This window comes from Kitasatospora sp. NBC_01560, from assembly GCF_045208415.1.
GTDB lineage: Bacteria > Actinomycetota > Actinomycetes > Streptomycetales > Streptomycetaceae > Kitasatospora.
This window is the reverse complement of sequence record NZ_CP109364.1, coordinates 3,331,633-3,354,994: the sequence shown is the minus strand read 5'-3', so window position 1 is coordinate 3,354,994 and position 23,362 is coordinate 3,331,633. Positions and strand designations below refer to the sequence as shown.

At 73.3% G+C, this 23,362-nt stretch carries 24 protein-coding genes; 18 read left to right on the top strand and 6 right to left on the bottom strand.

The genetic code is table 11. The features are described 5' to 3' along the window. Nucleotides 1–66 precede the first annotated feature (66 nt). The 14 genes from dnaJ (at nt 67) to era (ending at nt 13,508) form a co-directional block, all read left to right on the top strand. Nucleotides 67–1,206 (top strand): molecular chaperone DnaJ, encoded by a 1,140-nt coding sequence (gene dnaJ, locus OH807_RS14410; RefSeq protein WP_406198438.1) that lies wholly within the window; start codon nt 67–69, stop codon nt 1,204–1,206. A 149-nt stretch (nt 1,207–1,355) separates the two neighbouring features. Next, a complete protein-coding gene (locus tag OH807_RS14405; protein ID WP_406198437.1) occupies nt 1,356–2,105 on the top strand; it encodes a 16S rRNA (uracil(1498)-N(3))-methyltransferase in 750 nt (249 codons plus the stop codon). A 139-nt stretch (nt 2,106–2,244) separates the two neighbouring features. Next, the gene (locus tag OH807_RS14400; RefSeq protein ID WP_406198435.1) at nt 2,245–5,556 is read left to right on the top strand and encodes a PDZ domain-containing protein; all 3,312 of its coding nucleotides are present in this window, start codon (nt 2,245–2,247) and stop codon (nt 5,554–5,556) included. Between the two features lie 127 nt (nt 5,557–5,683). Continuing rightward, entirely contained in the window at nt 5,684–6,388 is a 705-nt protein-coding gene (locus OH807_RS14395; RefSeq protein ID WP_406198433.1) for an RDD family protein, read from the top strand. 67 nt (nt 6,389–6,455) lie between these two features. Beyond that, entirely contained in the window at nt 6,456–6,809 is a 354-nt protein-coding gene (locus tag OH807_RS14390) for a histidine triad nucleotide-binding protein (RefSeq protein WP_406198431.1), read from the top strand. A 5-nt stretch (nt 6,810–6,814) separates the two neighbouring features. Then, nucleotides 6,815–7,738: a ribonuclease Z gene (locus tag OH807_RS14385; RefSeq protein ID WP_406198429.1), complete on the top strand. Its 924-nt coding sequence runs from the start codon at nt 6,815–6,817 to the stop codon at nt 7,736–7,738. A 177-nt stretch (nt 7,739–7,915) separates the two neighbouring features. Continuing rightward, nucleotides 7,916–9,052: a PhoH family protein gene (locus OH807_RS14380; protein WP_406198427.1), complete on the top strand. Its 1,137-nt coding sequence runs from the start codon at nt 7,916–7,918 to the stop codon at nt 9,050–9,052. Between the two features lie 14 nt (nt 9,053–9,066). After that, nucleotides 9,067–9,561 carry an rRNA maturation RNase YbeY gene (ybeY, locus tag OH807_RS14375; protein WP_406198424.1) on the top strand — a complete coding sequence of 165 codons (495 nt, stop codon included), beginning with the start codon at nt 9,067–9,069 and terminating at the stop codon, nt 9,559–9,561. 19 nt (nt 9,562–9,580) lie between these two features. After that, nucleotides 9,581–10,906, top strand: coding sequence for a hemolysin family protein (locus tag OH807_RS14370; protein WP_406198422.1), 1,326 nt, complete (start codon nt 9,581–9,583; stop codon nt 10,904–10,906). Nucleotides 10,907–10,938: 32 nt separating this feature from the next. Continuing rightward, complete coding sequence (locus OH807_RS14365) at nt 10,939–11,175, top strand: hypothetical protein (RefSeq protein WP_406198420.1); 237 nt, start codon at nt 10,939–10,941, stop codon at nt 11,173–11,175. Nucleotides 11,176–11,252: 77 nt separating this feature from the next. Further along, entirely contained in the window at nt 11,253–11,792 is a 540-nt protein-coding gene (locus tag OH807_RS14360) for a DUF4383 domain-containing protein (protein WP_406198418.1), read from the top strand. A gap of 103 nt (nt 11,793–11,895) precedes the next feature. Beyond that, nucleotides 11,896–12,249: a cytidine deaminase gene (locus OH807_RS14355; RefSeq protein ID WP_148645216.1), complete on the top strand. Its 354-nt coding sequence runs from the start codon at nt 11,896–11,898 to the stop codon at nt 12,247–12,249. Between the two features lie 106 nt (nt 12,250–12,355). Beyond that, on the top strand, nt 12,356–12,517 hold the full coding sequence (locus OH807_RS14350; protein WP_406198416.1) for a hypothetical protein: 162 nt from the start codon (nt 12,356–12,358) through the stop codon (nt 12,515–12,517). A 61-nt stretch (nt 12,518–12,578) separates the two neighbouring features. Then, entirely contained in the window at nt 12,579–13,508 is a 930-nt protein-coding gene (gene era, locus OH807_RS14345) for a GTPase Era (RefSeq protein ID WP_406198414.1), read from the top strand. 132 nt (nt 13,509–13,640) lie between these two features. Here era and OH807_RS14340 read toward each other — a convergent pair whose 3' ends face one another. Continuing rightward, nucleotides 13,641–13,907 (bottom strand): protealysin inhibitor emfourin, encoded by a 267-nt coding sequence (locus OH807_RS14340; protein WP_406198412.1) that lies wholly within the window; start codon nt 13,905–13,907, stop codon nt 13,641–13,643. Nucleotides 13,908–14,004: 97 nt separating this feature from the next. Further along, entirely contained in the window at nt 14,005–15,024 is a 1,020-nt protein-coding gene (locus tag OH807_RS14335; RefSeq protein ID WP_406198411.1) for a M4 family metallopeptidase, read from the bottom strand. Between the two features lie 337 nt (nt 15,025–15,361). Between OH807_RS14335 and leuA the strand changes: the two genes are divergently transcribed. From leuA to OH807_RS14315, 4 genes are all read left to right on the top strand, one after another. Further along, nucleotides 15,362–17,158 carry a 2-isopropylmalate synthase gene (gene leuA / locus OH807_RS14330; RefSeq protein ID WP_406198409.1) on the top strand — a complete coding sequence of 599 codons (1,797 nt, stop codon included), beginning with the start codon at nt 15,362–15,364 and terminating at the stop codon, nt 17,156–17,158. 248 nt (nt 17,159–17,406) lie between these two features. Next, a complete protein-coding gene (locus tag OH807_RS14325) occupies nt 17,407–18,099 on the top strand; it encodes a TerB family tellurite resistance protein (protein WP_406198407.1) in 693 nt (230 codons plus the stop codon). 319 nt (nt 18,100–18,418) lie between these two features. Beyond that, entirely contained in the window at nt 18,419–19,165 is a 747-nt protein-coding gene (recO, locus tag OH807_RS14320) for a DNA repair protein RecO (protein ID WP_406198404.1), read from the top strand. Nucleotides 19,166–19,169: 4 nt separating this feature from the next. Continuing rightward, on the top strand, nt 19,170–20,015 hold the full coding sequence (locus OH807_RS14315) for an isoprenyl transferase (protein WP_406198401.1): 846 nt from the start codon (nt 19,170–19,172) through the stop codon (nt 20,013–20,015). Between the two features lie 107 nt (nt 20,016–20,122). Here the strand turns inward: OH807_RS14315 and OH807_RS14310 are convergent, their stop codons facing one another. Genes OH807_RS14310 through OH807_RS14295 form a run of 4 tightly spaced genes read right to left on the bottom strand, consistent with a single transcriptional unit; the run spans nt 20,123 to nt 23,308 of the window. Beyond that, nucleotides 20,123–20,533, bottom strand: a complete 411-nt coding sequence (locus tag OH807_RS14310; RefSeq protein ID WP_406198398.1) for a Fur family transcriptional regulator — start codon at nt 20,531–20,533, stop codon at nt 20,123–20,125. Nucleotides 20,534–20,568: 35 nt separating this feature from the next. Next, on the bottom strand, nt 20,569–21,489 hold the full coding sequence (locus tag OH807_RS14305; protein ID WP_406198396.1) for a metal ABC transporter permease: 921 nt from the start codon (nt 21,487–21,489) through the stop codon (nt 20,569–20,571). Further along, nucleotides 21,486–22,253, bottom strand: coding sequence for a metal ABC transporter ATP-binding protein (locus OH807_RS14300; RefSeq protein WP_406198394.1), 768 nt, complete (start codon nt 22,251–22,253; stop codon nt 21,486–21,488). Before OH807_RS14300 ends, OH807_RS14305 begins: the two co-directional genes overlap by 4 nt. Nucleotides 22,254–22,270: 17 nt before the next feature. Beyond that, nucleotides 22,271–23,308, bottom strand: a complete 1,038-nt coding sequence (locus OH807_RS14295) for a metal ABC transporter substrate-binding protein (protein ID WP_406198391.1) — start codon at nt 23,306–23,308, stop codon at nt 22,271–22,273. Nucleotides 23,309–23,362 lie beyond the last annotated feature (54 nt).

The following is a 23,362-nucleotide window of genomic DNA, read 5'->3' as shown; positions in this document are numbered from 1 at the left end:
CATCAGCACCCTGATGGTGGTTTCCAGTCGCAAGCACTTCAACAGGCGGAACAAGCGGAGCATTTGGTGGCCACGGACTACTACGCGGTACTCGGCGTCCGACGGGATGCGGGGCAGGACGAGATCAAGAAGGCGTTCCGGCGCCTGGCACGCGAACTGCACCCGGACGTCAACCCGGACCCGAAGACGCAGGAGCGGTTCAAGGAGATCAACGCCGCCTACGAGGTGCTCTCCGATCCGCAGAAGCGCCAGGTCTACGACCTGGGCGGCGACCCGCTGTCGCCGGGCGGCGGCGGCGCGGGCGGCTTCGGCGCGGGCGCGGCCGGATTCGGCTTCTCCGACATCATGGACGCCTTCTTCGGCGCCGCCGCCGGCCAGCGCGGACCGCGCTCCCGGACCAGGCGCGGCCAGGACGCCATGATCCGGCTGGAGATCACCCTGGAGGAGGCCGCCTTCGGCACCACCAAGGAACTCCAGGTCGACACCGCCGTCACCTGTACCACCTGCAGCGGCGAGGGCGCCGCGCCCGGCACCTCCGCGCAGACCTGTGACATGTGCCGCGGCAAGGGCGAGGTCTCCCAGGTCACCCGGTCCTTCCTGGGCCAGGTCATGACCTCCCGCCCCTGCCCGCAGTGCCAGGGCTTCGGCACCGTCGTGCCGACCCCGTGCCCGGAGTGCGCCGGCGACGGCCGCGTCCGCGCCCGCCGCACCCTGACCGTCAAGATCCCGGCCGGTGTCGACAACGGCACCCGGATCCAGCTGGCCGGCGAGGGCGAGGTCGGCCCCGGCGGCGGCCCGGCCGGCGACCTCTACGTCGAGATCGCCGAGAGCAACCACCCGACCTTCCAGCGGCGCGGGGACGACCTGCACTGCACCGTCACCATCCCGATGACGGCGGCCTCGCTCGGCACCCAGGTGCCGTTGCAGACCCTCGACGGGCTGGAGGAGGTCGACATCCGGCCCGGCACGCAGTCCGGCCAGTCGATCCCGCTGCACGGCCGCGGCATCACCCACCTGCGCGGCGGCGGCCGGGGCGACCTGATAGTGCATGTCGAGGTGCAGACGCCCACCAAGCTCGACCCCGAGCAGGAGGGGCTGCTGCGCCAGCTCGCGGTGCTGCGCGGCGAGGAGCGGCCCTCGGGCCAGTTCGCGCCGGGCCAGCAGGGGCTGTTCTCGCGCCTGAAGGACGCCTTCAACGGCCGCTGACGGCCGCATCGGCGCCCGGTGATCCGCGAGGGTCACCGGGCGCCGTCGTTCCACCGCACCCGCGAGGCCGCCCGTGCCGGCCGCACCCGCGACCCACCGCCCCGCGCCGGCCGGACCCCGGCCCCGGGCGCCGACCCCCAGGACGTGCCATGACCGCCCCCGTGTTCGTCGTCGAGACCGCGCAGCTCGCCACCGCCGCCCCCGGCTCGGTGGTCCGGCTGGACGGCCCGGAGGGGCGGCACGCCGCCGCGGTCAAGCGGCTGGAGCAGGGCGAGGCGGTGACCCTCGCGGACGGGACGGGCCTCGGCGTGGACGGCACCGTGGCGGCGGTGCACGGCAAGGACGCGATCGACGTGACCGTCGCCGCGGTCCGCCGGGAGCCCGAGCCGGCGCCGCGGATCGTCGTCGTCCAGGCGCTGCCCAAGGGCGACCGCGGCGAGCTGGCGGTGGAGACCATGACCGAGGTCGGCGTGGACGTGGTGATCCCCTGGTCCGCCTCCCGCTGCATCACCCAGTGGAAGGGCGAGCGCGGTGCCAAGGCGCTCGCCAAGTGGCGGGCCACCGCGCGCGAGGCGGGCAAGCAGTCCCGCCGGCTGCGCTTCCCCGAGGTCCGCGAGCCGATGACCACCCGGCAGCTGGCGCCCGTCCTGGCCGCCGCCGCGTTCGCCGCGGTGCTGCACGAGGAGGGCGCCGAGCCGCTGGCCGCCGCCGCCCTCCCGACGGGCGGGGACATCGTGCTGGTGGTCGGCCCCGAGGGCGGGGTCTCCCCGGAGGAGCTGGCCGCCTTCGCCGCCGCCGGCGCCGGGCCGTACCGGCTGGGCCCCTCCGTGCTGCGCACCTCCACGGCGGGCGTGGCCGCCGGCGCCCTGCTGCTGGGCCGCACCGGCCGCTGGAGCTGACCGCGCCGGGCCGCGCCCGCCGGGTGTCCGGGGCCGCGGGCGCTCCGGCGGCCGCGCGGGCCGCGCGGGTGTGCCCCGCACGGGTCGGCTGTTTCCGAAAACCCGGTGCATCGTGTGCACACGTGCCTAGGCTGGCCGCGTGAGTGAAACCGTGAGCACCCCTGCCGGCGCCTACCTGCGCCACCCGCACCTGCACGGTGACCTGGTCACCTTCGTGGCCGAGAACGACATCTGGCTCGCCCCGCTGGACGGCGGCCGCGCCTGGCGGCTGACGGCCGATCACGTCCCGGTCCGCAGGCCGCGGTTCTCCCCGGACGGCCGGCACATCGCCTTCACCTCCACCCGGGACGGCGCACCGGAGGTGCACCTCGCGCCGGTGGACGGCGGCCCGTCCCGGCGGCTGACGTACTGGGGCAGCGACCAGACCCGGTTGCAGGGCTGGACGGCCGACGGCCGCCCGATCGCCACCACCACCGCCGGGCAGGCCACCCTGCGCCGCACCTGGGCGCACGCCGTGCCGCTGGACGGCGGGGAGCCGGTCCGGCTGCCGTACGGGCCGGTCGGCGGCCTGGCGTTCGAGCCGGACGACGCGGGGGCGTCCCCGGCGGAGGGCGCGGGGCGGGTGCTGCTGGCCTCGGCCAACAACCGGGACCCGGCCTGGTGGAAGCGCTACCGGGGCGGCCAGGCCGGCAAGCTCTGGATCGGCCGCGACGAGTTCGTCCGCATCCACGAGGAGCTGGACGGGCAGCTGGACTCCCCGCTCTGGGTGAGCGGCCCCGGCGGCTCCAGGATCGCCTTCCTCTCGGACCACGAGGGCGTCGGCGAGCTGTACTCCAGCCTCCCGGACGGCAGCGGGCTGCGCCGGCACACCGCCTCGCCGGAGGGCTTCTACGCCCGCGACGCCGCCACCGACGGCACCCGGGTGGTCTGGCACCGGGCGGGCGAGCTCTGGCTGCTCGACAGCCTGGAGGGCGCGGTCGGCCCGGACGGCGCGGAAGGCCCCGCGGGTGACGGGCCGCGCCGGCTGGACGTCCGGCTGGCCGGTCCGCGGGCCGGGCGCCGGCCGCGCCCGGTGGCGGCCGCGCACTGGCTGGAGAGCGCCGCGCCCGACCGCACCGGCCGGGCCGGCGCCGTCGTGGTCCGCGGCACCGTGCACTGGCTGACCCACCGGGAGGGCCCGGCCCGGGTGCTGGACGAGACGCCCGGCGTACGGGGCCGACTGGCCCGGGTGGTGCCGGGCGAGGACGGCGGACAGGGCGTCGTCTGGGTGACCGACGCGGACGGCGACGACGCCCTGGAGTACGCCCCGGCCGTGCTGGGCGCCGAGCGCCGCCGGCTGGCCGCCGGGCAGCTCGGCCGGGTCCGCGTCCTGGTGGTCTCGCCGGACGGCAAGCAGGCGGCGGTCGGCTCGCACGACGGCCGGCTGCTGCTGGTCACGCTCGCCGACGGCGTCGTGCACGAGCTGGCCCGCAGCACCGACGGCGAGGTCAGCGGCCCGGCGTTCAGCCCGGACTCGGCCTGGCTGGCCTGGTCGCAGCCGGCCCCGGGCCTGGGGCCCTTCTCGCTGCGCCAGATCGTGCTGGCCAATCTGGCCACCCGCACGGTCGGCGAGGTCACCCCGCAGCGGTTCTTCGACAGCTCGCCGGCGTTCACCGCCGACGGCAAGCACCTGGCGTTCCTCTCGGTGCGCAACTTCGACCCGGTCTACGACTCGCACGTCTTCGACCTGTCGTTCCCCAACGGCTGCCGCCCGTACCTGGTCACGCTGGCCGCCGACACGCCGTCCCCGTTCGGGCCGCAGCGGGCCGGGCGCGCGGTCGGCGCCGAGGAGGACGAGCCGCGCGGCAAGAAGGGCGACGGCGAGGAGGGCGCCGCGGACGCACCGCCCGCCACCCGGGTCGACCTGGACGGCATCGCCGACCGGATCATCGCGTTCCCGGTCGAGGGCGGCCGGTTCGGCACCCTGAAGGCGGCCAAGGACGGCGTGCTCTGGACGAGGATCCCGCTGATCGGCGAACTCGGCGACGAGGCGGCCGACCTGGAGGACGACCGGCCGCGCGCGGCGCTGGAGCGGTTCGACTTCCGCAAGCGGCGGGCCGAGCAGCTGGTCGACGCCCTGGACGGGTTCACCGTCAGCGGCGACGGCACCCGGCTGGCCGTCCTCGACGAGGGCGAGCTGCGGATCGTCCCCGCCGACCACAAGGCGGTCGGTGACGACGACGAGATCGGCGTCGACCTCGCCCGGCTGCGGGTCACCGTCGACCCGGCGGCCGAGTGGCGGCAGATGTACGACGAGAACGGCCGCCTGATGCGCGACAACTTCTGGCGCCCGGACCTCGCCGGTGTCGACTGGGACGGCGTGCTGGCGCGCTACCGCCCGCTGGTGGACCGGCTCGGCTCCAAGGACGACCTGGTGGACCTGCTCTGGGAGGTGCACGGCGAGCTGGGCACCTCGCACGCCTACGTCATCGCGCACGGCGTCCACACCGAGGCCGCCCGCCGGCAGGGGAAGCTCGGCGCCGACCTGGTCAAGGACGGCGAGGTCTGGCGGATCGCCCGGATCCTGCCCGGCGAGTCCTCTGACCCGCGGGCCCGCTCGCCGCTGGCCGCGCCCGGTGCCGCCGTCCGTCCGGGTGACGCCGTGCTGGCCGTCAACGGCCGCCCGGTCGACCCGGTCACCGGCCCGGCGCCGCTGCTGGCCGGCACCGCCGGGCAGCCGGTCGAGCTGACCGTCGCCGGCAAGGACGGCACCGACCAGCGCCACCCGGTGGTCGTCCCGCTCGCCGACGACGAGCCGCTGCGCTACCACGACTGGGTGGCCGGGCGCCGGGCCGCCGTCCGCGAGCTGTCCGGCGGCCGGCTCGGCTACCTGCACGTCCCCGACATGCAGGTGGCCGGCTGGGCGCAGATCCACCGCGACCTGCGGTCGGAGATGGCCAAGGAGGGCGTGATCGTCGACATCCGGGAGAACCGCGGCGGCCACACCTCGCAGCTGGTGATCGAGAAGCTGGCCCGCCGGATCGTCGGCTGGGACGTCGCCCGGGACATCGCCAGCCCGGTGCCGTACCCCGGCGACGCCCCGCGCGGGCCGGTGGTGGCGCTGGCCGACGAGTACTCCGGCTCGGACGGCGACGTCGTCAACGCCGCGATCCAGGCGCTGAAGATCGGCCCGGTGGTCGGCACCCGGACGTGGGGCGGGGTGATCGGCATCGACAGCCGCTACACCCTGGTCGACGGCACCCTGGTGACCCAGCCCAAGTACGCCTTCTGGATGGAGGGCTACGGGTGGGGCATCGAGAACCACGGCGTCGACCCGGACGTCGAGGTGCCTTTCGCGCCGCACCAGCACGCGGCGGGGGAGGACCCGCAGCTCGCCGAGGGCGTCCGGATCGCGCTGGCCGCGCTGGCCGGCACCCCGGCCCGGACGGCGCCGCCGCTGCCCTGGGTGTAGGGCGTCCGGACACCGCCCGGAGCGGGAGGCCGGCCCGCCCGGCCGCCCGCTCCGGGGCTGGGTAGGATGCGGGGCTGTTCTTGATCAGGACCGATCGTCGGCCGGTCGGCAGCGCACGGGGGAGCACATGGCGCAGGGGCATCCGCACCAGCAGTACGGCGGCCAACAGCAGTACGGCGGCCAACAGCAGTACGGGGGACAGCAGCACTACGGGGGACAGCAGCCGGGATACGGCGGGCCGCAGCAGTACGCGCAGCCGCAGCAGTACGGCGGGCCGCAGCCCTACCCGCCGCAGGACCCGTACGGCCGGGACCCGTACGGGCCGCAGTCGTACCCGCCGCAGCAGCCGTACGGGCAGCAGCCCCAGCAGCACACCCCGCAGCACCCCTACGCCGGGCGGGTGCCCCGGCCGAAGGAGGCGAGCGGCTTCCGGCGCTACCCCGCCATCCTGCTCGACTGCCTGCTCGCCGTCGTGCTCGGCTTCGTCGCCGCCAAGGCCGCCGGCGGACCGAGGACCGTCCACGGCGGCGCCTACCTGGGCGCCCTGCTCGGGGTCGGCTTCGGCGTCTCCTACGCCAACCAGGTGCTGCTGGCCCGCCTCACCGGCTTCAGCGTCGGCAAGGGGATCATGGCGCTGCGGGTGATCCGCAAGAAGGACGTCAGCCGGCCGCACACCTGGCGGCTCACCAAGCGCTGGATGATCGGCTTCGTGATCCTCGCGGTCTCGCTGCTCGCCGAGGACTTCGAGGACGAGGGCGAGGTCTTCGGAGTCCGCGCGGTCCGGTGGAAGCACCTGCGCGAGTACCAGCAGGCGACCGGGCGGCTCGGCTAGCATGCGGCCGTACGCCCCGACCGACACGGTGCGCCACGACGCCGTGCGACACCGCGAGGAGACCCCGATGGCCGGCGAGCCGCAGCCCGACTGCCTGTTCTGCAAGATCGTGGCGGGCGAGATCCCGGCCACCGTGGTGCGCAGGACCGAGCGGACCCTGGCCTTCCGGGACATCGCCCCGAAGGCCCCGACCCACGTCCTGGTCGTCCCGCACGCGCACTACCCGAACGCCGCCGCCCTGGCCGCCGCCGAGCCGGAGATCGCCGGCGAGCTGCTCGCCGAGGCCGGCCGGGTCGCCGAGGACGAGGGCGTCGGGGACTACCGGCTGATCTTCAACACCGGCGCGGGCGCGGGCCAGACCGTCTTCCACGCCCACGTCCACGTGCTCGGCGGGATCCCGATGACCGAGCGCATGGTCTGACCGGCGTGTCCCAGCGCGAACTCGTCGTCCTCGGCACCGCCAGCCAGGTACCGACCCGGCACCGCAACCACAACGGTTACCTGCTGCGCTGGGACGGCGAGGGCCTGCTGTTCGACCCCGGCGAGGGCACCCAGCGGCAGATGCTGCACGCCGGGGTCTCGGCCACCCAGATCACCCGGATCGCCGTCACGCACTTCCACGGCGACCACAGCCTGGGCCTCGCCGGGGTGATCCAGCGGATCAACCTGGACCGCGTCCCGCAGCCCGTCGACGTCTACTTCCCGGCCTCCGGCGAGGTCTACTTCGAGCGGCTGCGGTACGCCACCGCCTACCACGAGACGGCCGTGCTGCGCCCGCGCCCGATCGAGGAGCCCGGCCCGCTGCCCGCCCCCGGCGCCAGGTTCGCACTGGACGCCGTCCGGCTCTCGCACCCGGTCGAGTCCTTCGGCTACCGGCTCACCGAGCCCGACGGGCGCCGCCTGGTGCCCGAGCGGCTCGCCGCCCTCGGCATCGCCGGCCCGGACGTCGGCCGGCTCCAGCACCGGGGCGTGATCGAGGCGGCCGGCCGGCGGGTCACCCTGGACGAGGTCAGCGAGCCCCGGCTCGGCCAGCGCTTCGCCTTCGTGATGGACACCCGGCTCTGCGAGGGCGTCCACGAGCTGGCCGAGGGCGCCGACCTGCTGGTCATCGAGTCGACCTTCACCGACGCCGACGCCCGGCTCGCCGAGGACCACGGCCACCTCACCGCCGGCCAGGCCGCCAAGGTGGCCGCCGAGGCCGGGGCGCGCACCCTCGTCCTCACCCACTTCTCCCAGCGCTACCCCGACCTCGGCCAGCACCTGGCCGACGCGCGCAAGCACTTCGACGGCCACCTCGTGCTCGCCGAGGATCTCGCCCGGATCCCCGTCCCGGCCCGACGGCAGCCGTGAGCCCGCGCCCCTCGGCGGCGGAAAACCGCTCGCGCCGCCCCGCGATCTGCCGGAGCATCGTCGGGTGCGGCCCCGCCGCCCGCCGCGGCGATCACGCCCGCGGCGTACCCTGGTGCCCCGGAGAGACCGAGCGGCCCACGAGACACGGATGGGATGAGGCAGGCCAAGCGCCGACCCATGAGTGACACATCGCAGACCCGTACCGACGGGCAGTCGCGCCCCGAACCGGCCGAGGACGGCCGTGTGAGCGCCCGGATCACGATCCCCGAGAAGCACCCGATGGTCACCCTGCTCGGCACCGCGGACTCGCTGCTCCGGGTGATCGAGCGGGGCTTCCCCGCCGCCGACATCCATGTCCGGGGCAACGAGGTGACCGCCACCGGGGAGCGCGCCGAGGTCGCCCTCGTGAAGCAGCTCTTCAACGAGATGATGCTGGTGCTGCGCGCCGGCCAACCCCTGACGGAGGACTCCGTGGAGCGCTCCATCGCCATGCTCCGGAGCGCTGTGGACGACCCGGACAGCCCGGCGCCGTCCCAGGTGTTCACCGCGAACATCCTGTCCAACCGGGGCCGCACCATCCGCCCCAAGACCCTCAACCAGCAGCGCTACGTCGACGCGATCGACAAGCACACGATCACCTTCGGCCTCGGCCCGGCGGGCACCGGCAAGACCTACCTCGCGATGGCCAAGGCCGTCCAGGCCCTCCAGGCCAAGGAGGTCAACCGGATCATCCTGACCCGCCCCGCGGTCGAGGCGGGGGAGCGGCTGGGCTTCCTGCCCGGCACCCTCTTCGACAAGATCGACCCGTACCTGCGCCCGCTCTACGACGCGCTGCACGACATGATGGACCCGGACTCCATCCCGCGCCTGATGGCGGCCGGCACCATCGAGGTCGCCCCGCTCGCCTACATGCGCGGCCGCACCCTCAACGACGCCTTCATCATCCTGGACGAGGCCCAGAACACCTCGCCCGAGCAGATGAAGATGTTCCTCACCCGCCTCGGGTTCAACTCCCGGGTGGTCGTCACCGGCGACACCAGCCAGATCGACCTCCCCGGCGGCACCCGTAGCGGTCTCAAGGTCGTCCAGGAGATCCTGGTCGACGTGCCCGACATCCACTTCTCCGTCCTCACCAGCACCGACGTGGTCCGCCACAAGCTGGTCGGCCGGATCGTGGACGCGTACGAGCGCTGGGACTCCCTTCAGGAGACCGAGGAGACCACTCCGCAGACCTCCCGCAAGCCGTCCCAGCGCCGGCCCGGGAAGACCACCGCGCCGCGCGCACCCCGACAGTCCCATCGCACCGAAAGCTGAGTAACCAGCCCGTCATGTCGATCGACATCGCCAACGAGTCCGGTTGGGACGCCGACGAGGAGTCCATCCTCGACGTCGCCCGCTACGCACTGGACAAGATGCGGATCCACCCGCAGTCCGAACTGTCCGTGATCCTGGTGGACGGTGCGGCGATGGAGGAGCTGCACATCCAGTGGATGGACCTCCCCGGGCCCACGGACGTGATGTCCTTCCCGATGGACGAGCTGCGCCCCGGCAAGGAGGGCGAGGAGCTCCCGCAGGGCCTGCTCGGCGACATCGTGCTCTGCCCCGAGGTCGCCGAGCAGCAGGGCAAGGAGGCCCCCTCCAAGCACTCGATGGACGAGGAGCTGCAGCTGCTCACCGTCCACGGCGTGCTGCACGTGCTCGGCTACGACCACGAGGAGCCGGACGAGGAGGAGGAGATGTTCGGCCTCCAGAAGGCGATCCTCGACGGCTGGCGGGCCGGCCGCGGCCTGGGCGGCATCTCGCCGGCCCCCACCACCCACTGAGCGCGGAGCCCGAACTCCTGTGAGTGGTGAGAGTACGAGCTTCATCCTCGGTGCCGTCCTGCTCGTCGTCCTCGGCTGGCTGGCCGCGTGCGCCGAGGCGGGCATCTCCCGGGTCTCCCGGTTCCGTGCGGAGGAGGCCGTCCGGGCCGGGCGGCGGGGCTCGGCCCGGCTGCTGACGGTGGCCTCCGACCCGATCCGCTACCTCAACCTGGCCACCCTGATCCGGGTGGCCAGCGAGATGGCGGCGGCCGTCCTGGTCACCGTGGTCTGCGTGCGGAACCTGGAGACCACCTGGCAGGCCGTCCTGCTGGCGTTCGGCGTGATGGTGCTGGTCTCGTTCGTGGCGGTCGGCGTCTCGCCGCGCACGATCGGCCGCCAGCACCCGCTGACGACCGCCACCGCGGCCTCCTTCGTGCTGCTGCCGCTGGCCGCCGTGCTCGGCCCGATCCCGCGGCTGCTGATCCTGCTCGGCAACGCGCTGACCCCCGGCAAGGGGTACAAGGAAGGGCCGTTCGCCTCCGAGGCGGAGCTGCGCGCGCTGGTCGACCTCGCGGAGAAGAACGACGTGATCGAGGACGACGAGCGCCGGATGGTGCACTCCGTCTTCGAGCTGGGCGACACCATCGTCCGCGAGGTGATGGTGCCCCGCACCGACCTGGTGATGATCGAGCGGCACAAGACCGTCCGCCAGGCGCTCACGCTCGCGCTGCGCTCCGGCTTCTCGCGCATCCCGGTGGTCGGCGACAACGAGGACGACGTGGTCGGCATCGTCTACCTCAAGGACCTCGTGCGCCGCACCCACATCAACCGGGAGGCCGAGTCCGAGGAGGTCGGCGCGGTGATGCGGCCGGCCGTCTTCGTCCCGGACTCCAAGCCCGCGGGTGACCTGCTGCGCGAGATGCAGCAGCGCCGCTCGCACGTGGCGATCGTGATCGACGAGTACGGCGGCACCGCCGGTCTGGTCACCATCGAGGACGTCCTGGAGGAGATCGTCGGCGAGATCACCGACGAGTACGACCGGGAGATCGCCCCGGTCGAGGACCTCGGCGACGGCTCGTACCGGATCACCGCCCGGCTCCTCGTCGAGGACGTGGGCGAGCTGTTCGGCATCGAACTGGAGGACGAGGACGTCGAGACCGTGGGCGGCCTGCTCGCCAAGCACCTCGGCCGGGTGCCGATCCCGGGCTCGTCCTGCGAGATCCCCGTCCCGGAGGAGGCGGTCACCGACCTGACCGCGATCCGGCTGACCGCCGAGAGCTCGGCGGGCCGCCGCAACCGGGTCGGCTCGATGGTCGCCGCCCCGGTCCGCCGCCGCTCCGGCGGGGAGCCGGAGGCCGGCGAGTAGCGTCCTGGCGGCCGCGGAGCGACCATGAAGGTATGACTCACCAACTTCGCGCGGAGTACGGCTCGCAGGGGGTCGCGGGCGGGGTCAAGGTCTGGCACGTGGTGCGGGACGGCGATCCCGCCATGGCGCTCTGCGGCCGGACCATCCCGGCCGACGCCGACACCAGGCCGGAGCAGGAATGGGGGACCGGGCTCCGGTGCTGCCAGCAGTGCGGCTCGCTCTACATGCACGAGGTGCCGCACATGCAGGGAAGTCATCCCTACAGCTAGGCCGCGGGCGCGCGGTGCCGGGCCCGGCCCGGTAAGGCGCGCCCGCGGGTCGCCGACGTCCTCCTGCGGAGGCCACCATGAAGCTGCAAGACGAACTGCCCGTCGACCACAAGCTCGTCACGGTCTGGCGGATCGGAGCGGGGCTCGGAGGGGTCTTCCTGATCGTGTTCGGCTGCCTGGGGCTGGCCGACCACTCGGGCTTCCTCTCCACCAGCGGCAGTGATGTCGCCGGGCTCTCCACCAACGGCGCGCTGAGCATCCTCTCCATCGTGGTGGGCGCGGTGCTGGTCGTCGCCGCCGTGATCGGCGGGAACGTCGCCGCCAACGTGAACATGGCGGCCGGGGTGCTGTTCGTGCTCTCCGGCTTCTACGGCCTCACGGTGCTCGGCCGGCCGGACGCCAACATCCTGAACTTCCGGATGGCCAACGTGCTGTTCGCGTTCATCTTCGGGATCGTCCTGGTCACCTTCGGGATGTACGGCCGGGTCAGCAGCCACCTGCCGCACGACAACCCGTACTGGCGTGACCGCAGTGCGCGGGAGGAACCGCTGCCGAACGGCCCCAAGACCTTCGTCAAGGTGATGCGGCCCGGTCCGCCGAACCCGATCGGCCACTGAGCCCGCCTGCCCGTCGCCCGCCCGCCCGTCGCCTGTCCGTCGCCCGCCTGTCGCGCACCCGCCGCCCGCCGGCGCCGGCGGGCGGCGGCCTATGCTCGGCGCCATGAGTGACATCGTCGAGCTCGACCCCGAAGACAAGAAGATCATCACCCTGGCCCGCTCCGCCCGTGCCCGCAACGGCGTCCCGGAGGGGGCCGCGGTGCGTGACGAGACCGGGCGCACCTACGTGGCCGGGACGGTGGCGCTGGAGTCACTGCGGCTCAGTGCACTGCAGACGGCGGTGGCGATGGCGGTGGCCAGCGGCGCGAAGTCGCTGGAGGCGGCGGCCGTGGTGAGCGAGGCGGGGGAGCCGGCCGAGGCCGACCTCGCGGCGGTCCGGGACCTCGGCGGGGCCGGCACTCCGGTGCTGCTGGCCGGTCCGGACGGGGTGCTGAAGGTGGCGGCCGAGGCCCGCTGAGCCGGACCGCCCCGCGGGGCGCCCGGGGCCTGCGCCCCGGGCGCCCGCCCGTCTCGGCCTGGCAGATAATCTCACCGGGGATCGGTGCGGTGAGGGGGCTGGGGAGATGGGGCCGTTCGCGTTCTTCGCGGGGCTGCTGCTGGGCGTGATGGGCATGGGCAAGTGGCAGGAGACCGGCTCGCCGTTCTGGCTCTGGGGCTCGGTGGCCTTCCTCCTCATGGTGCTGATCATGGGTTTGTCCTCGCTCGGCGGCGGCGGGAAGGGCTGACCGGAGGCGGTCCGGGCGGGCGCGTCCGCCGCGGTCCCGGTGATCAGGGAGAATGGAGCGCATGAGTGCCCCTTCCTCCCCGTACCGCTCCGGCTTCGCGTGCTTCGTCGGCCGGCCCAACGCGGGCAAGTCGACCCTGACCAACGCCCTGGTGGGGACGAAGGTCGCGATCACCTCCGACCGTCCGCAGACCACCCGGCACACCGTCCGCGGCATCGTGCACCGCCCGGACGCCCAGCTCGTCCTGGTCGACACCCCCGGCCTGCACAAGCCGCGCACCCTGCTCGGCGAGCGCCTCAACGACCTGGTCCGCTCCACCTGGGCCGAGGTCGACGTGATCGGCTTCTGCCTGCCCGCCGACCAGAAGCTCGGCCCCGGCGACAAGTTCATCGCCAAGGAACTCTCCGAGATCAAGAAGACCCCCAAGGTCGCCATCGTCACCAAGACCGACCTGGTCGACTCCAAGCGGCTGGCCGAGCAGCTGATCGCCGTCCACCAGCTCGGCGCGGAGCTGGGCATCGAGTGGGCCGAGATCATCCCGGTCTCGGCGGTCGGCGACAAGCAGGTCGAGCTGGTCGCCGACCTGCTCACCAAGCTGCTCCCGGAGGGCATGCCGCTCTACCCGGACGGCGACCTCACCGACGAGCCCGAGGTGATCATGGTCGCCGAGCTGATCCGCGAGGCGGCCCTGGAGGGCGTCCGGGACGAGCTGCCGCACTCCCTGGCCGTGGTGGTCGAGGAGATGATCCCGCGCGAGGGCCGCCCGGCCGACCGCCCGCTGCTGGACATCCACGCGAACGTCTACATCGAGCGGCAGAGCCAGAAGGCGATCGTGATCGGCGCGAAGGGCTCCCGGCTCAAGCACGTCGGCACCACCGCCCGCAAGCACATCGAGGCGCTGCTCGGCATGCCGGTCTACCTGGACCTGCACGTCAAGGTGGCCAAGGACTGGCAGCGGGACCCGAAGCAGCTGCGCAAGCTCGGCTTCTGACCGGACCGGACGGTTCGGAGAGGCCGGCCGGTCCGGAGAGCTCGGCGCATGGTGCGGCCCGGCCGGGGGTGTGTCCCCCGTCCGGGTCGTGACGGATCGTCGGGCGGGCTCCGGCCCGGCCGGCGCGGGCGCTCAGGCGCCCTCGCGCAGGACCAGCGAGACCAGCTCCCGCTGCGAGTCGGTGAGCTTGGGGTCGGCACAGTGCACCGTCCGGCCGTCGACGGTGATCTCGTAGTGGAAGCCGTCCGGCACTCCGTAGGAGGGGGCGCGCAGCCCGCCCGCGACGGCTTCGCGGGCGAGTGCGTGCACGTGCGGAGCGTCCCTCCGCTCGGTGGTGTCGAGCTCCGCATGGCGGACGTGTCCCGCGAGGCCGCCGGTCCGGGTCACCTGGATACGCATGGTGTCCATGGTGCTACGCAGGGATGGTTGTTTGCCGGGCTTTTTCCGGATCTTGACCTTCGGGGGCCTTAAGCCCGCCTCAACCCCGCCTGAACGCTCAGGCGGTGCTGACGCCGACGGTCGCCCAGGCCGCCGTCACGGTGTCGGCCACCGAGGGTTCGGCGTAGCGGGCCCGGGCCGCCGCGACGGTGGCGCGGGCGAAGGCGGCGAACCCGGCGGTCGCGGCCAGCCGGCGGCCGGTCAGCGCGTCGTACCAGATCCGCCCGGCCCGCTCCCAGGCCGGGCCGCCGAGGGCGGTGGCGAGCAGGTAGAAGGCGTGGTTGGGGATGCCGGAGTTGATGTGCACCCCGCCGTTGTCCTGGGCAGTGCGCACGTAGTCGCGCAGGTGGGCCGGTTGCGGGTCCTTGCCGAGCCGCGGGTCGTCGTACGCGGTGCCCGGCGCCTTCATCGAGCGCAGCGCCACCCCCTGCACGCCGGGGGCCAGCAGCCCGGCGCCGATCAGCCAGTCCGCGTCGGCGGCGTCCTGGTGCAGCGCGTACTGCTTGACCAGGGAGCCGAACACGTCGGAGACGGATTCGTTGAGCGCGCCGGACTGGCCGCGGTACTCCAGCCCGGCGGTGAACTGGGTGACGCCGTGGGTGAGTTCGTGGCCGATCACGTCGATGCAGGCGGTGAAGTCGCCGAACACCACGCCGTCGCCGTCCCCGAAGACCATCTGCCGGCCGTCCCAGAACGCGTTGTCGTAGTCGCGGCCGTAGTGGACGCTGGCGTCCAGGCGCAGGCCCCGGTCGTCGATCGAGCGGCGCCCGTAGGCGTCGGCGAAGAGGGCGAAGGTGGCGCCGAGGCCGTCGTAGGCGTGGTTCACGGAGCCGTCGGCCACGGGACCGGCGCCCTCCGTGCGGACGGTGCGGCCGGGCAGCTGCTCGGCGTGGCCGGCGTCCGCGACCACCCGGTTCAGGGTCGCGGCGGCGGGCGGGGCGGGGTCGGCGGTGAGACGGGCCGTACGGTGCACGGCGTCCAGGGCGAGAGTGCGGCTGGCGGGCTCGTGACCGTCCTCGGCGAGGCGGTCCAGGACGTACGGCGGGACGATCGTGCAGAGCGGCGCGACGGCAGTCATGTGGCCAAGGGTGAGGCCTTCGTGACCGCTTGTCACTGGCATGGACAGAACCGGTGTCGTCTCAAGGGGTGGAATGTCAGCCCGGCTCACTTCGGGGGCGCGTGGCCCTGGGTTACGCTGGAACACATCATGCGCATGGGGCTGCTTCTTCTTAGCTGCCGCGTCGAGGGCCTGTAGTCCACCAAGGGCCGGCTCCCTCGCCGCGGGGACTGTGCTGCGCGCGTAGGAATCGGGCGACCCGACAGGGGTCGTGAGCGGCAGCAGGCCGGCCAGCCGGGTGTCCACCTCACCCCGGCGCGCCTCGCACCTCCACAACAGGAAGCCGAGAGTCACCTCCATGACCGAGCAGAGCTCCGCCGCGTCCATCCCCGCCGCCCCTGCCTTCGTCGACCGTCCGACCCCGATCACCGCCGCGAGCGTGCGCCAGCAGCCCGCGGGCATGCGGCACGGCCGCTACCTGCCGTTCGGTGTCGTCGACCTGGCGGACCGCACCTGGCCGTCGAAGGTGATCACCAAGGCGCCGCGCTGGCTCTCCACCGACCTGCGGGACGGCAACCAGGCGCTGATCGACCCGATGTCCCCGGCCCGCAAGCGGAAGATGTTCGACCTGCTGGTGGCCATGGGCTACAAGGAGATCGAGGTGGGCTTCCCCTCCTCGGGCGCCACCGACCACGCCTTCGTACGCTCGCTGATCGAGGAGGGGGCGATCCCGGAGGACGTCACCATCTCGGTGCTGACGCAGGCCCGCGAGGAGCTGATCGAGAAGACCGTGGAGTCGCTGGTCGGTGCCCCGCGCGCGACCGTCCACCTGTACAACGCGACGGCCCCGCTGTTCCGCCGGGTGGTGTTCCGCAACGACATGGCCGCCACCAGGGCGATCGCCACCGACGGCACCCGGCTGGTGATGGAGTACGCGGAGAAGCTGCTGGGCGACGACACCGTCTTCGGCTACCAGTACTCGCCGGAGATCTTCGTCGACACCGAGCTGGACTTCGCGCTGGAGGTCTGCGAGGCGGTGATGGACGTCTGGCAGCCCGGCGAGGGCCGCGAGATCATCCTGAACCTGCCGGCCACCATCGAGCGGGCCACCCCGAACGTCCAGGCCGACCAGTTCGAGTGGATGTCGCGCAACCTGTCCCGCCGCGAGTTCGTCTGCCTGTCCGTCCACCCGCACAACGACCGCGGCACCGCCGTCGCCTCGGCCGAGCTGGCCTACATGGCCGGCGCCGACCGGATCGAGGGCTGCCTGTTCGGGCAGGGCGAGCGGACCGGCAACGTGGACCTGGTCACCCTGGGCATGAACCTGTTCTCGCAGGGCGTCGACCCGGAGATCGACTTCTCGGACATCGACGAGGTCCGCCGCACCGCCGAGTACTGCAACCAGATGGAGGTGCACCCGCGCCACCCGTACGCCGGTGACCTGGTGTACACCTCCTTCTCCGGTTCGCACCAGGACGCGATCAAGAAGGGCTTCGACGCCCTGGAGGCCGACGCGAAGGCGGCCGGCATCCCGGTGGAGGAGCACACCTGGGGCGTGCCCTACCTGCCGATCGACCCGAAGGACGTGGGCCGCACCTACGAGGCCGTCATCCGGGTCAACAGCCAGTCGGGCAAGGGCGGTGTCGCGTACGTCCTGAAGAACGACCACAAGCTGGACCTGCCGCGCCGGATGCAGATCGAGTTCTCCCGGATCATCCAGGCCAAGACCGACGCCGAGGGCGGCGAGGTCACGCCGGCCGAGATCTGGCGGGTCTTCGAGGACGAGTACCTGCCGACCACCGGCAACCCGTGGGGCCGGATCTCGCTGAGCGGTTCGCGCACCCTGACCACCGAGGACGGCCGGGACGCGCTGATCGCCGGCGCCGTGCTGGACGGCAAGCCGGTCACCCTGACCGGTACCGGCAACGGCCCGGTCTCCGCGTTCGCCGACGCGCTGGCGCAGATCGGCGTGGACGTCCGGGTGCTGGACTACGCCGAGCACGCACTGAGCGAGGGCGGCGACGCCCAGGCCGCTGCGTACGTCGAGTGCGCCGTGGACGGCAAGGTGCTGTGGGGCGTGGGCATCGACGCCAACACCGTGCTGGCCTCGCTGAAGGCGATGGCCAGTGCCGTCAACCGCGCGCAGCGCGGGTAGTTCGTACGAGTGGTGATCGGCGGGCCGTCCTCCGGGGCGGCCCGTCGGCGTTCCCCCCGGCCCCGGGGGCGACTGTGGCCTGCGCCACATTTTTTCGGGTCGGAAGCCGTTCGAGGTACTGACACGTGCCGGTAACCGTGGCAACATCGACGCACCGGAAAACCGGGTCGGTGGGACGGCCTCGGTGTCCGGTCGCGTGACCTGCCCATTGTTGTGCAGGCCGCCTGCCATGTCTGGGGAGTGGCGCCGTGACAGGGTTGTGGGGTGTCCGCCCGAAATGGCGGACCGACGTTCTCGGCGAGTTCTTCTGCCCGGGCTGCGGCGGGGACCGCAACTACCGCCGGCAGCACGGCCGGCGGTGGCTGCGGCTGTTCGGGGCCCCGGTGCTGCCGGTCGGCCCCGTCCTCGGCAGTGTGCAGTGCACCACCTGCCACGGCCGGTACGGCGTGGAGAGCTTGGAACAACCGACCTGTGTCCGCCTCGGCGGGATGCTCCGCGACGCCCGGTACACCGTGGCCCTGACCCTGCTGGCCGCCGGCGGCACCGCTCACCGGGCGGCCCGCGAGGCCGCCTGCGCGGCCGTCCGGGAGGCCGGCTTCGAGGACTGCGGCGAGGCCCAGGTGCTGGCCGCGCTGGCCGCGCTCTCCGGCCTCGGCGGCGAGCTCCACGAGGCCCACGACCTGGGGGACCCGGCCGGCCGGGGCCTCGGCGGGGCCGACGCCCTGGCGGTCGAACTGCACGCGGTGCTCGAACCGCTCGCCCCGCACCTCGCCCACCAGGGCCGGGAGCTGCTGCTGCTCCAGGGGGCGGCGATCGCCCTGGCGGACGGACGCTACCTGCCGCAGGAGCGCGAGGCGCTGGCCGCCGTCGGGCGGTGCCTGGACCTGCCGCAGGCCCGGGTCGGTGTGCTGCTGGAGGCGGCGACCCGCACCCCGCACTAGGACCCGCGCCCCGTACCTCGCGCCCTGCACCCCGTACCCCGCACCGGCGCCCGGCACCGGGACCCGCGCCCCACCGCGCAAGCGCACACCCGCCGGATCCTTCCGGCCGGACCGGCTCCGGAGGCCGGCCGTCGGCGGTGCTCCACCAGCCCCCGCAGACCCCCACAAAACGGGCCCGACCCCCCTCCCGGGCCCGCCGTGACCCGCACCGACCGGGCACACCCCCACGGGCCCCGGTGCGGGCCACACGGCTGCCCCCGGTCCTGCGCGACAATGGGGGGATGTCCACACTGTTCGACGGCGGCCGCGAGGCCCAGGCATGAGTCTGTTCCGGGACGACGGCGTGGTGCTCCGGGCCCAGAAGCTCGGCGAGGCCGACCGGATCATCACCCTGCTCACCCGCCAGCACGGCAAGGTGCGCGCGGTGGCGCGCGGGGTGCGCAAGACCAAGTCCAAGTTCGGCGCCCGGCTGGAGCCGTTCTCGCACGTGGACGTGCAGTTCTTCAGCCGGGGGAGCGACCTGATCGGCCGCGGGCTGCCGCTCTGCACCCAGGTGGAGACGATCGCCCCGTACGGCGGTCCGATCGTCGCCGACTACGGCCGCTACACCGCCGGGACGGCCATGCTGGAGACGGCGGAACGGTTCGCCGAGAACGAGGGCGAGCCGGCCGTCCAGCAGTACCTGCTGCTGGTCGGCGGACTGCGCACGCTGGCCGCCGGGGTGCACGAATCGCACCTGGTGCTGGACGCCTTCCTGCTCCGGTCGCTGGCCGTGAACGGGTACGGCGCGAGCTTCACCGACTGCGCCAAGTGCGGCCTGGAGGGCCCCAACCGGTTCTTCTCGCTCCAGGCGGGCGGCGTGCTCTGCGGGGACTGCCGAGTGCCCGGATGTGCCGTACCCTCCCCTGAGACACTGGTACTGCTCGGCGCGCTCCTGTCAGGGGACTGGCAGACGGCCGACGACTGCGCGCCGAGGTACTGGCGGGAGGGCAGCGGCCTGGTCGCGGCCTATCTGCAGTGGCACCTGGAGCGGGGCATCCGCTCGATGAGATACGTGGAGAAGTGAGCACATGGCAGCGCGACGGCTCTTCGGCGGCGGCAAGCAGCGGGCGTACGCCCCCCCGGCCCCGCACCCCAGCGGCGCCCGTCCCCCGAAGATCCCCGGCGAGCTCGTGCCCGAGCACGTCGCGATCGTGATGGACGGCAACGGACGCTGGGCGAAGGAGCGCGGCCTGCCGCGCACCGAGGGCCACAAGGTCGGCGAGAGCGTCGTGCTGGACGTCCTGCGCGGCGCGATCGAGCTGGGCGTGAAGAACATCTCGCTGTACGCCTTCTCCACCGAGAACTGGAAGCGCTCGCCCGACGAGGTGAAGTTCCTGATGAACTTCAACCGGGACGTCATCCGCCGCCGCCGCGACGAGATGGACGCGATGGGCGTGCGGATCCGCTGGGCCGGCCGGATGCCGAAGCTGTGGAAGAGCGTCGTCCAGGAGCTTCAGGTCGCCGAGGAGCAGACCAAGGGCAACGACGCCGTCACCCTGTACATGTGCGTCAACTACGGCGGCCGGGCCGAGATCACGGACGCCACGGCGGCCATCGCGGCCGACGTCGCGGCCGGCAAGCTGGACCCGCGGAAGGTCAACGAGAAGACCATCGCCAAGTACCTGTACCACCCGGACATGCCGGACGTGGACCTCTTCCTGCGCCCGAGCGGCGAGCAGCGGACGTCCAACTTCCTGCTCTGGCAGTCCGCGTACGCCGAGTTCGTGTTCCAGGACGTGCTCTGGCCCGACTTCGACCGGCGGGACCTCTGGCGGGCCTGCGAGCAGTACGCGATGCGCGACCGCCGCTTCGGCGGGGCGATCCCCAACGAGGTGGCCCAGCCGGGCGTGGCGGAGCTGCCGGCCCAGCGCTGACGCGCGCCCGGTACCGGCCGCGCGGAGACGCGGAGAAGCACGGGAAGAGGTGGAGGGCCCGCGGGCCCTCCACCTCTTCCGCGTTCTGCCGCGCCCGGTACCGGGCGTCAGGCCTTCTTGGCGCACTCCTGGCAGGTACCGAAGATCTCCAGGGTGTGCGCGATGTCGCTGAAGCCGTGCTCGGCGGCGACCGAGTTGGCCCAGCGTTCGACGGCCGGCCCCTCGACCTCGACCGTGGCGCCGCAGTGCCGGCAGACCAGGTGGTGGTGGTGCCCGCTGCTGCAACGGCGGTAGACCGCCTCGCCGTCGGCGGTGCGCAGCACGTCCACCTCACCCGCGTCGGCGAGGGACTGCAGGGTGCGGTAGACCGTGGTCAGGCCCACCGAGTCACCCCGGTGCTTGAGCATGTCGTGGAGCTCCTGCGCGCTGCGGAAGTCCTCGATCTCGTCCAGGGCCGCCGAGACGGCGGCACGCTGCCGGGTCGAGCGGGCGCGCGGCGACGGGCCTGCGGTGGTCACCGTGGGTCCTCCTGGGGGTGTGGGCATCTCGCACCTCATTGTGCCAGCCCCGCCCTCCGCTCCGGAGTGGTCGCGTCGGACGGGCCCGGTCCGGGCAGTTGTACGTCGCAGACCTGGGGTCCGGAGTCGGCCGCCGCCCGGTGCCGGCGGCGTGCCAGCGGAGTGGCGATCAGGCTGAAGACGGCGAACACCGCGATGGCGAGCAGCACGATGGCGGGGCCGGAGGGGACGTCGAGCTGGTAGGAGCCGGTGACGCCGGCCAGCGCGACCACCACGCCGAGCCCGATCGAGGCGGCCTGGGTGGCGGCGAAGGAGCGGGTGAGCTGCTGGGCGGCCACCACGGGGACCACCATCAGCGCGCTGACCAGCAGCAGGCCGACCACCCGCATGGCGACGGTGACGGTGACGGCGGCCATCACGGCGAGCAGCAGGTTCAGGGTGCGCACCGGCAGGCCGGTGACCCGGGCGAAGTCCTCGTCCTGGCAGATCGCGAAGAGCTGGCGGCGCAGGCCGACGGTGACGCCGATCACCACGGCGCCGAGGACCGCGATGGTGGCGAGGTCGGCGGGGGCGACGGTCAGGATGGAGCCCCACAGGTAGGACTCCAGCGAGCCCGCCCCGGCCTGGGCGGACATCGAGACCAGCAGCTTGCCGCAGGCCATGCCGCCGTAGAAGAGCATCGCGAGCGCGATGTCGCCGCGCTGGTTGCCGCGCGAGCGGACCAGCTCCATGGTGACGGCGCCGAGCACGCAGACCAGCACGGCCATCCAGACCGGGCTGGTCTGGAAGATGAAGCCGAGGCCGACGCCGGTCATCGCGACGTGGCCCATCCCGTCGCCCATCAGCGCCTGACGCCGCTGCACCAGGTAGATGCCGACGGCGGGTGCGGTGATGCCGACCAGGACGGCGGCGAGCAGGGCGCGCTGCATGAAGTCGTAACTGAGCATCTCGGTCATGCCAGCAGCCCCTGGGTCTGGTGGTGGTCCGCGTGGGGGTGGACGTGGTCGTGGCCGGGCAGCGCGTGCAGGCCGGTGTTGGGGACGGGCGGCCCGTCGTGGGCGACGCAGCCGTCGCGCAGCACCACCGCCCGGTCGATCAGCGGCTCCAGCGGGCCGAGCTCGTGCAGCACCAGCAGGACGGCGGCGCCGCGGGCGACCTCGGTGCGCAGGGTGTCGGCGAGCACCTGCTGGCTGGCGGCGTCCACGCCGGCCATCGGCTCGTCCATGATCAGCAGGTCCGGCGAGCCGACCAGGGCGCGGGCGATCAGCACCCGCTGCTGCTGGCCGCCGGAGAGGTCGGCGACGCCGTCCCCGGCCCGGTCCAGCATGCCGACGGCGGCCAGCGCGCCGTCCACCGCGGCGCGGTCCTTGCGGCGGAACGGCAGCAGCCCGTGCTGCGGCAGCCGCCCGGTGGAGACCACCTCGCGGACGGTGGCCGGGACGCCGGAGGCGGCGGTGGTGCGCTGCGGGACGTACCCGATCCGGTGCCAGGCACGGAACGCGGCGAGCGGCGTGCCGAACACCTCCAGGGCGCCCTGCTCCAGCGGGACGGCGCCGATCACGGCCTTGACGGTGGTGGACTTGCCGGAGCCGTTGGCGCCGAGCAGGGCGACGACCTCGCCGGGGCTCACGGTGAGGTCGACGCCGCGCAGCACCGGCCGGCCGCCGCGCGAGGCGACGGCGTTGCGGAGGCGGACGGCCGGGGGTGTCGGGTGCGTCATGAGCTGCTGTCGTCCCGTCAGCTGGTGGTCGCGGGGGTGGTGGCGGGCGCGGCGGCGGGCGCGCTGCCCGCGGTGCCCGGGTCGGCCGCCGGGCTGCCGGGTGCGGTGGCGGGCGCGCCGAGCGCGGCCCGGAGGTTGGCGAGGTTCTGCCGCATCACCGTCAGGTAGTCGTTCTTCGCCGGGTCCTTGACGCCCTCCAGGGGGTCCAGGACGGCGGTCTTGAGGCCGAGGTCCTTGGCGACGGTCTCGGCGAGCTTCGGGCTGACCAGCGTCTCGAAGAAGATCGTGGTGACGCCGTTCTCCTTGGCGGCCTTCTGGACGTCGGCGAGGCGGGCCGGGGTGGGCTCGGACTCCGGGTCGACGCCGTTGATGGCGACCTGGGTGAGGCCGTAGTGCTCGGCGAGGTAGCCGAAGGCGGCGTGGCTGGTGACGAAGGTCCGCGTCCCGGCGTCCTTCAGGCCGGCCTTGAACTCCTCGTCCAGGGCGGTCAGCCTGCCGACCAGGTCGTCGGTGTTCTTCCGGTAGTCGTCGGCGTGGGCCGGATCGGCCGCGGCGAACCCGGCGCCGACGCTCCTGGCGACGGCCGCGTAGCGGGTCGGGTCGAGCCAGAGGTGCGGGTCGCCGGCGGCCTTGTCGTGGTCGTGCCCGTCGCCCTCGGCGTGGCCCTCGTCGAGGTGGTGGTCGACCAGCGGGCTGGCGGCGGTGGCGTCGATCACGTGCTTGGTGCCGGAGTCGGCGACCGCCTTGTCGACGGTGGGCTGGAGGCCCTTGAGGTAGACGACGGCGCCGGCCTTGTGGACGCTCGCGACCTGCTTGGCGGTGAGCTCCAGGTCGTGCGGTTCGACGCCGGCCGCGGTGAGGTCGGTGATCTTCACGTGCTCGCCGCCGATCTGCGCGGCGAGGAACTCCATCGGATAGAACGACGCGACGACGTCCAGCTTGCCGTTGCTGCCCTGGGCGCTGCTGTCCCCGCCGCAGGCGGTGAGGAGGAGGGAGGCGGAGACGGCGGTGGCGGTCAGGGCTATGACGGTACGGGCAGGTCGTCGGATCATCATGACAACCATTCTCAGGTTAGATGGAAATGATTGTCAAATCACTCGGACGGGTGA

What these genes read in the sequence shown, in the direction of transcription:
- OH807_RS14405 (WP_406198437.1), top strand. Translation starts at nt 1,356, where the DNA reads ATGACCGCCCCCGTGTTCGTCGTCGAGACCGCGCAGCTCGCCACCGCC.
- OH807_RS14395 (WP_406198433.1), top strand. Translation starts at nt 5,684, where the DNA reads ATGGCGCAGGGGCATCCGCACCAGCAGTACGGCGGCCAACAGCAGTAC.
- OH807_RS14390 (WP_406198431.1), top strand. Translation starts at nt 6,456, where the DNA reads ATGGCCGGCGAGCCGCAGCCCGACTGCCTGTTCTGCAAGATCGTGGCG.
- OH807_RS14380 (WP_406198427.1), top strand. Translation starts at nt 7,916, where the DNA reads ATGAGTGACACATCGCAGACCCGTACCGACGGGCAGTCGCGCCCCGAA.
- ybeY (WP_406198424.1), top strand. Translation starts at nt 9,067, where the DNA reads ATGTCGATCGACATCGCCAACGAGTCCGGTTGGGACGCCGACGAGGAG.
- OH807_RS14365 (WP_406198420.1), top strand. Translation starts at nt 10,939, where the DNA reads ATGACTCACCAACTTCGCGCGGAGTACGGCTCGCAGGGGGTCGCGGGC.
- OH807_RS14360 (WP_406198418.1), top strand. Translation starts at nt 11,253, where the DNA reads ATGAAGCTGCAAGACGAACTGCCCGTCGACCACAAGCTCGTCACGGTC.
- OH807_RS14355 (WP_148645216.1), top strand. Translation starts at nt 11,896, where the DNA reads ATGAGTGACATCGTCGAGCTCGACCCCGAAGACAAGAAGATCATCACC.
- OH807_RS14350 (WP_406198416.1), top strand. Translation starts at nt 12,356, where the DNA reads ATGGGGCCGTTCGCGTTCTTCGCGGGGCTGCTGCTGGGCGTGATGGGC.
- era (WP_406198414.1), top strand. Translation starts at nt 12,579, where the DNA reads ATGAGTGCCCCTTCCTCCCCGTACCGCTCCGGCTTCGCGTGCTTCGTC.
- OH807_RS14340 (WP_406198412.1), bottom strand. Translation starts at nt 13,907, where the DNA reads ATGCGTATCCAGGTGACCCGGACCGGCGGCCTCGCGGGACACGTCCGC.
- OH807_RS14335 (WP_406198411.1), bottom strand. Translation starts at nt 15,024, where the DNA reads ATGACTGCCGTCGCGCCGCTCTGCACGATCGTCCCGCCGTACGTCCTG.
- leuA (WP_406198409.1), top strand. Translation starts at nt 15,362, where the DNA reads ATGACCGAGCAGAGCTCCGCCGCGTCCATCCCCGCCGCCCCTGCCTTC.
- recO (WP_406198404.1), top strand. Translation starts at nt 18,419, where the DNA reads ATGAGTCTGTTCCGGGACGACGGCGTGGTGCTCCGGGCCCAGAAGCTC.
- OH807_RS14315 (WP_406198401.1), top strand. Translation starts at nt 19,170, where the DNA reads ATGGCAGCGCGACGGCTCTTCGGCGGCGGCAAGCAGCGGGCGTACGCC.
- OH807_RS14305 (WP_406198396.1), bottom strand. Translation starts at nt 21,489, where the DNA reads ATGACCGAGATGCTCAGTTACGACTTCATGCAGCGCGCCCTGCTCGCC.
- OH807_RS14300 (WP_406198394.1), bottom strand. Translation starts at nt 22,253, where the DNA reads ATGACGCACCCGACACCCCCGGCCGTCCGCCTCCGCAACGCCGTCGCC.
- OH807_RS14295 (WP_406198391.1), bottom strand. Translation starts at nt 23,308, where the DNA reads ATGATGATCCGACGACCTGCCCGTACCGTCATAGCCCTGACCGCCACC.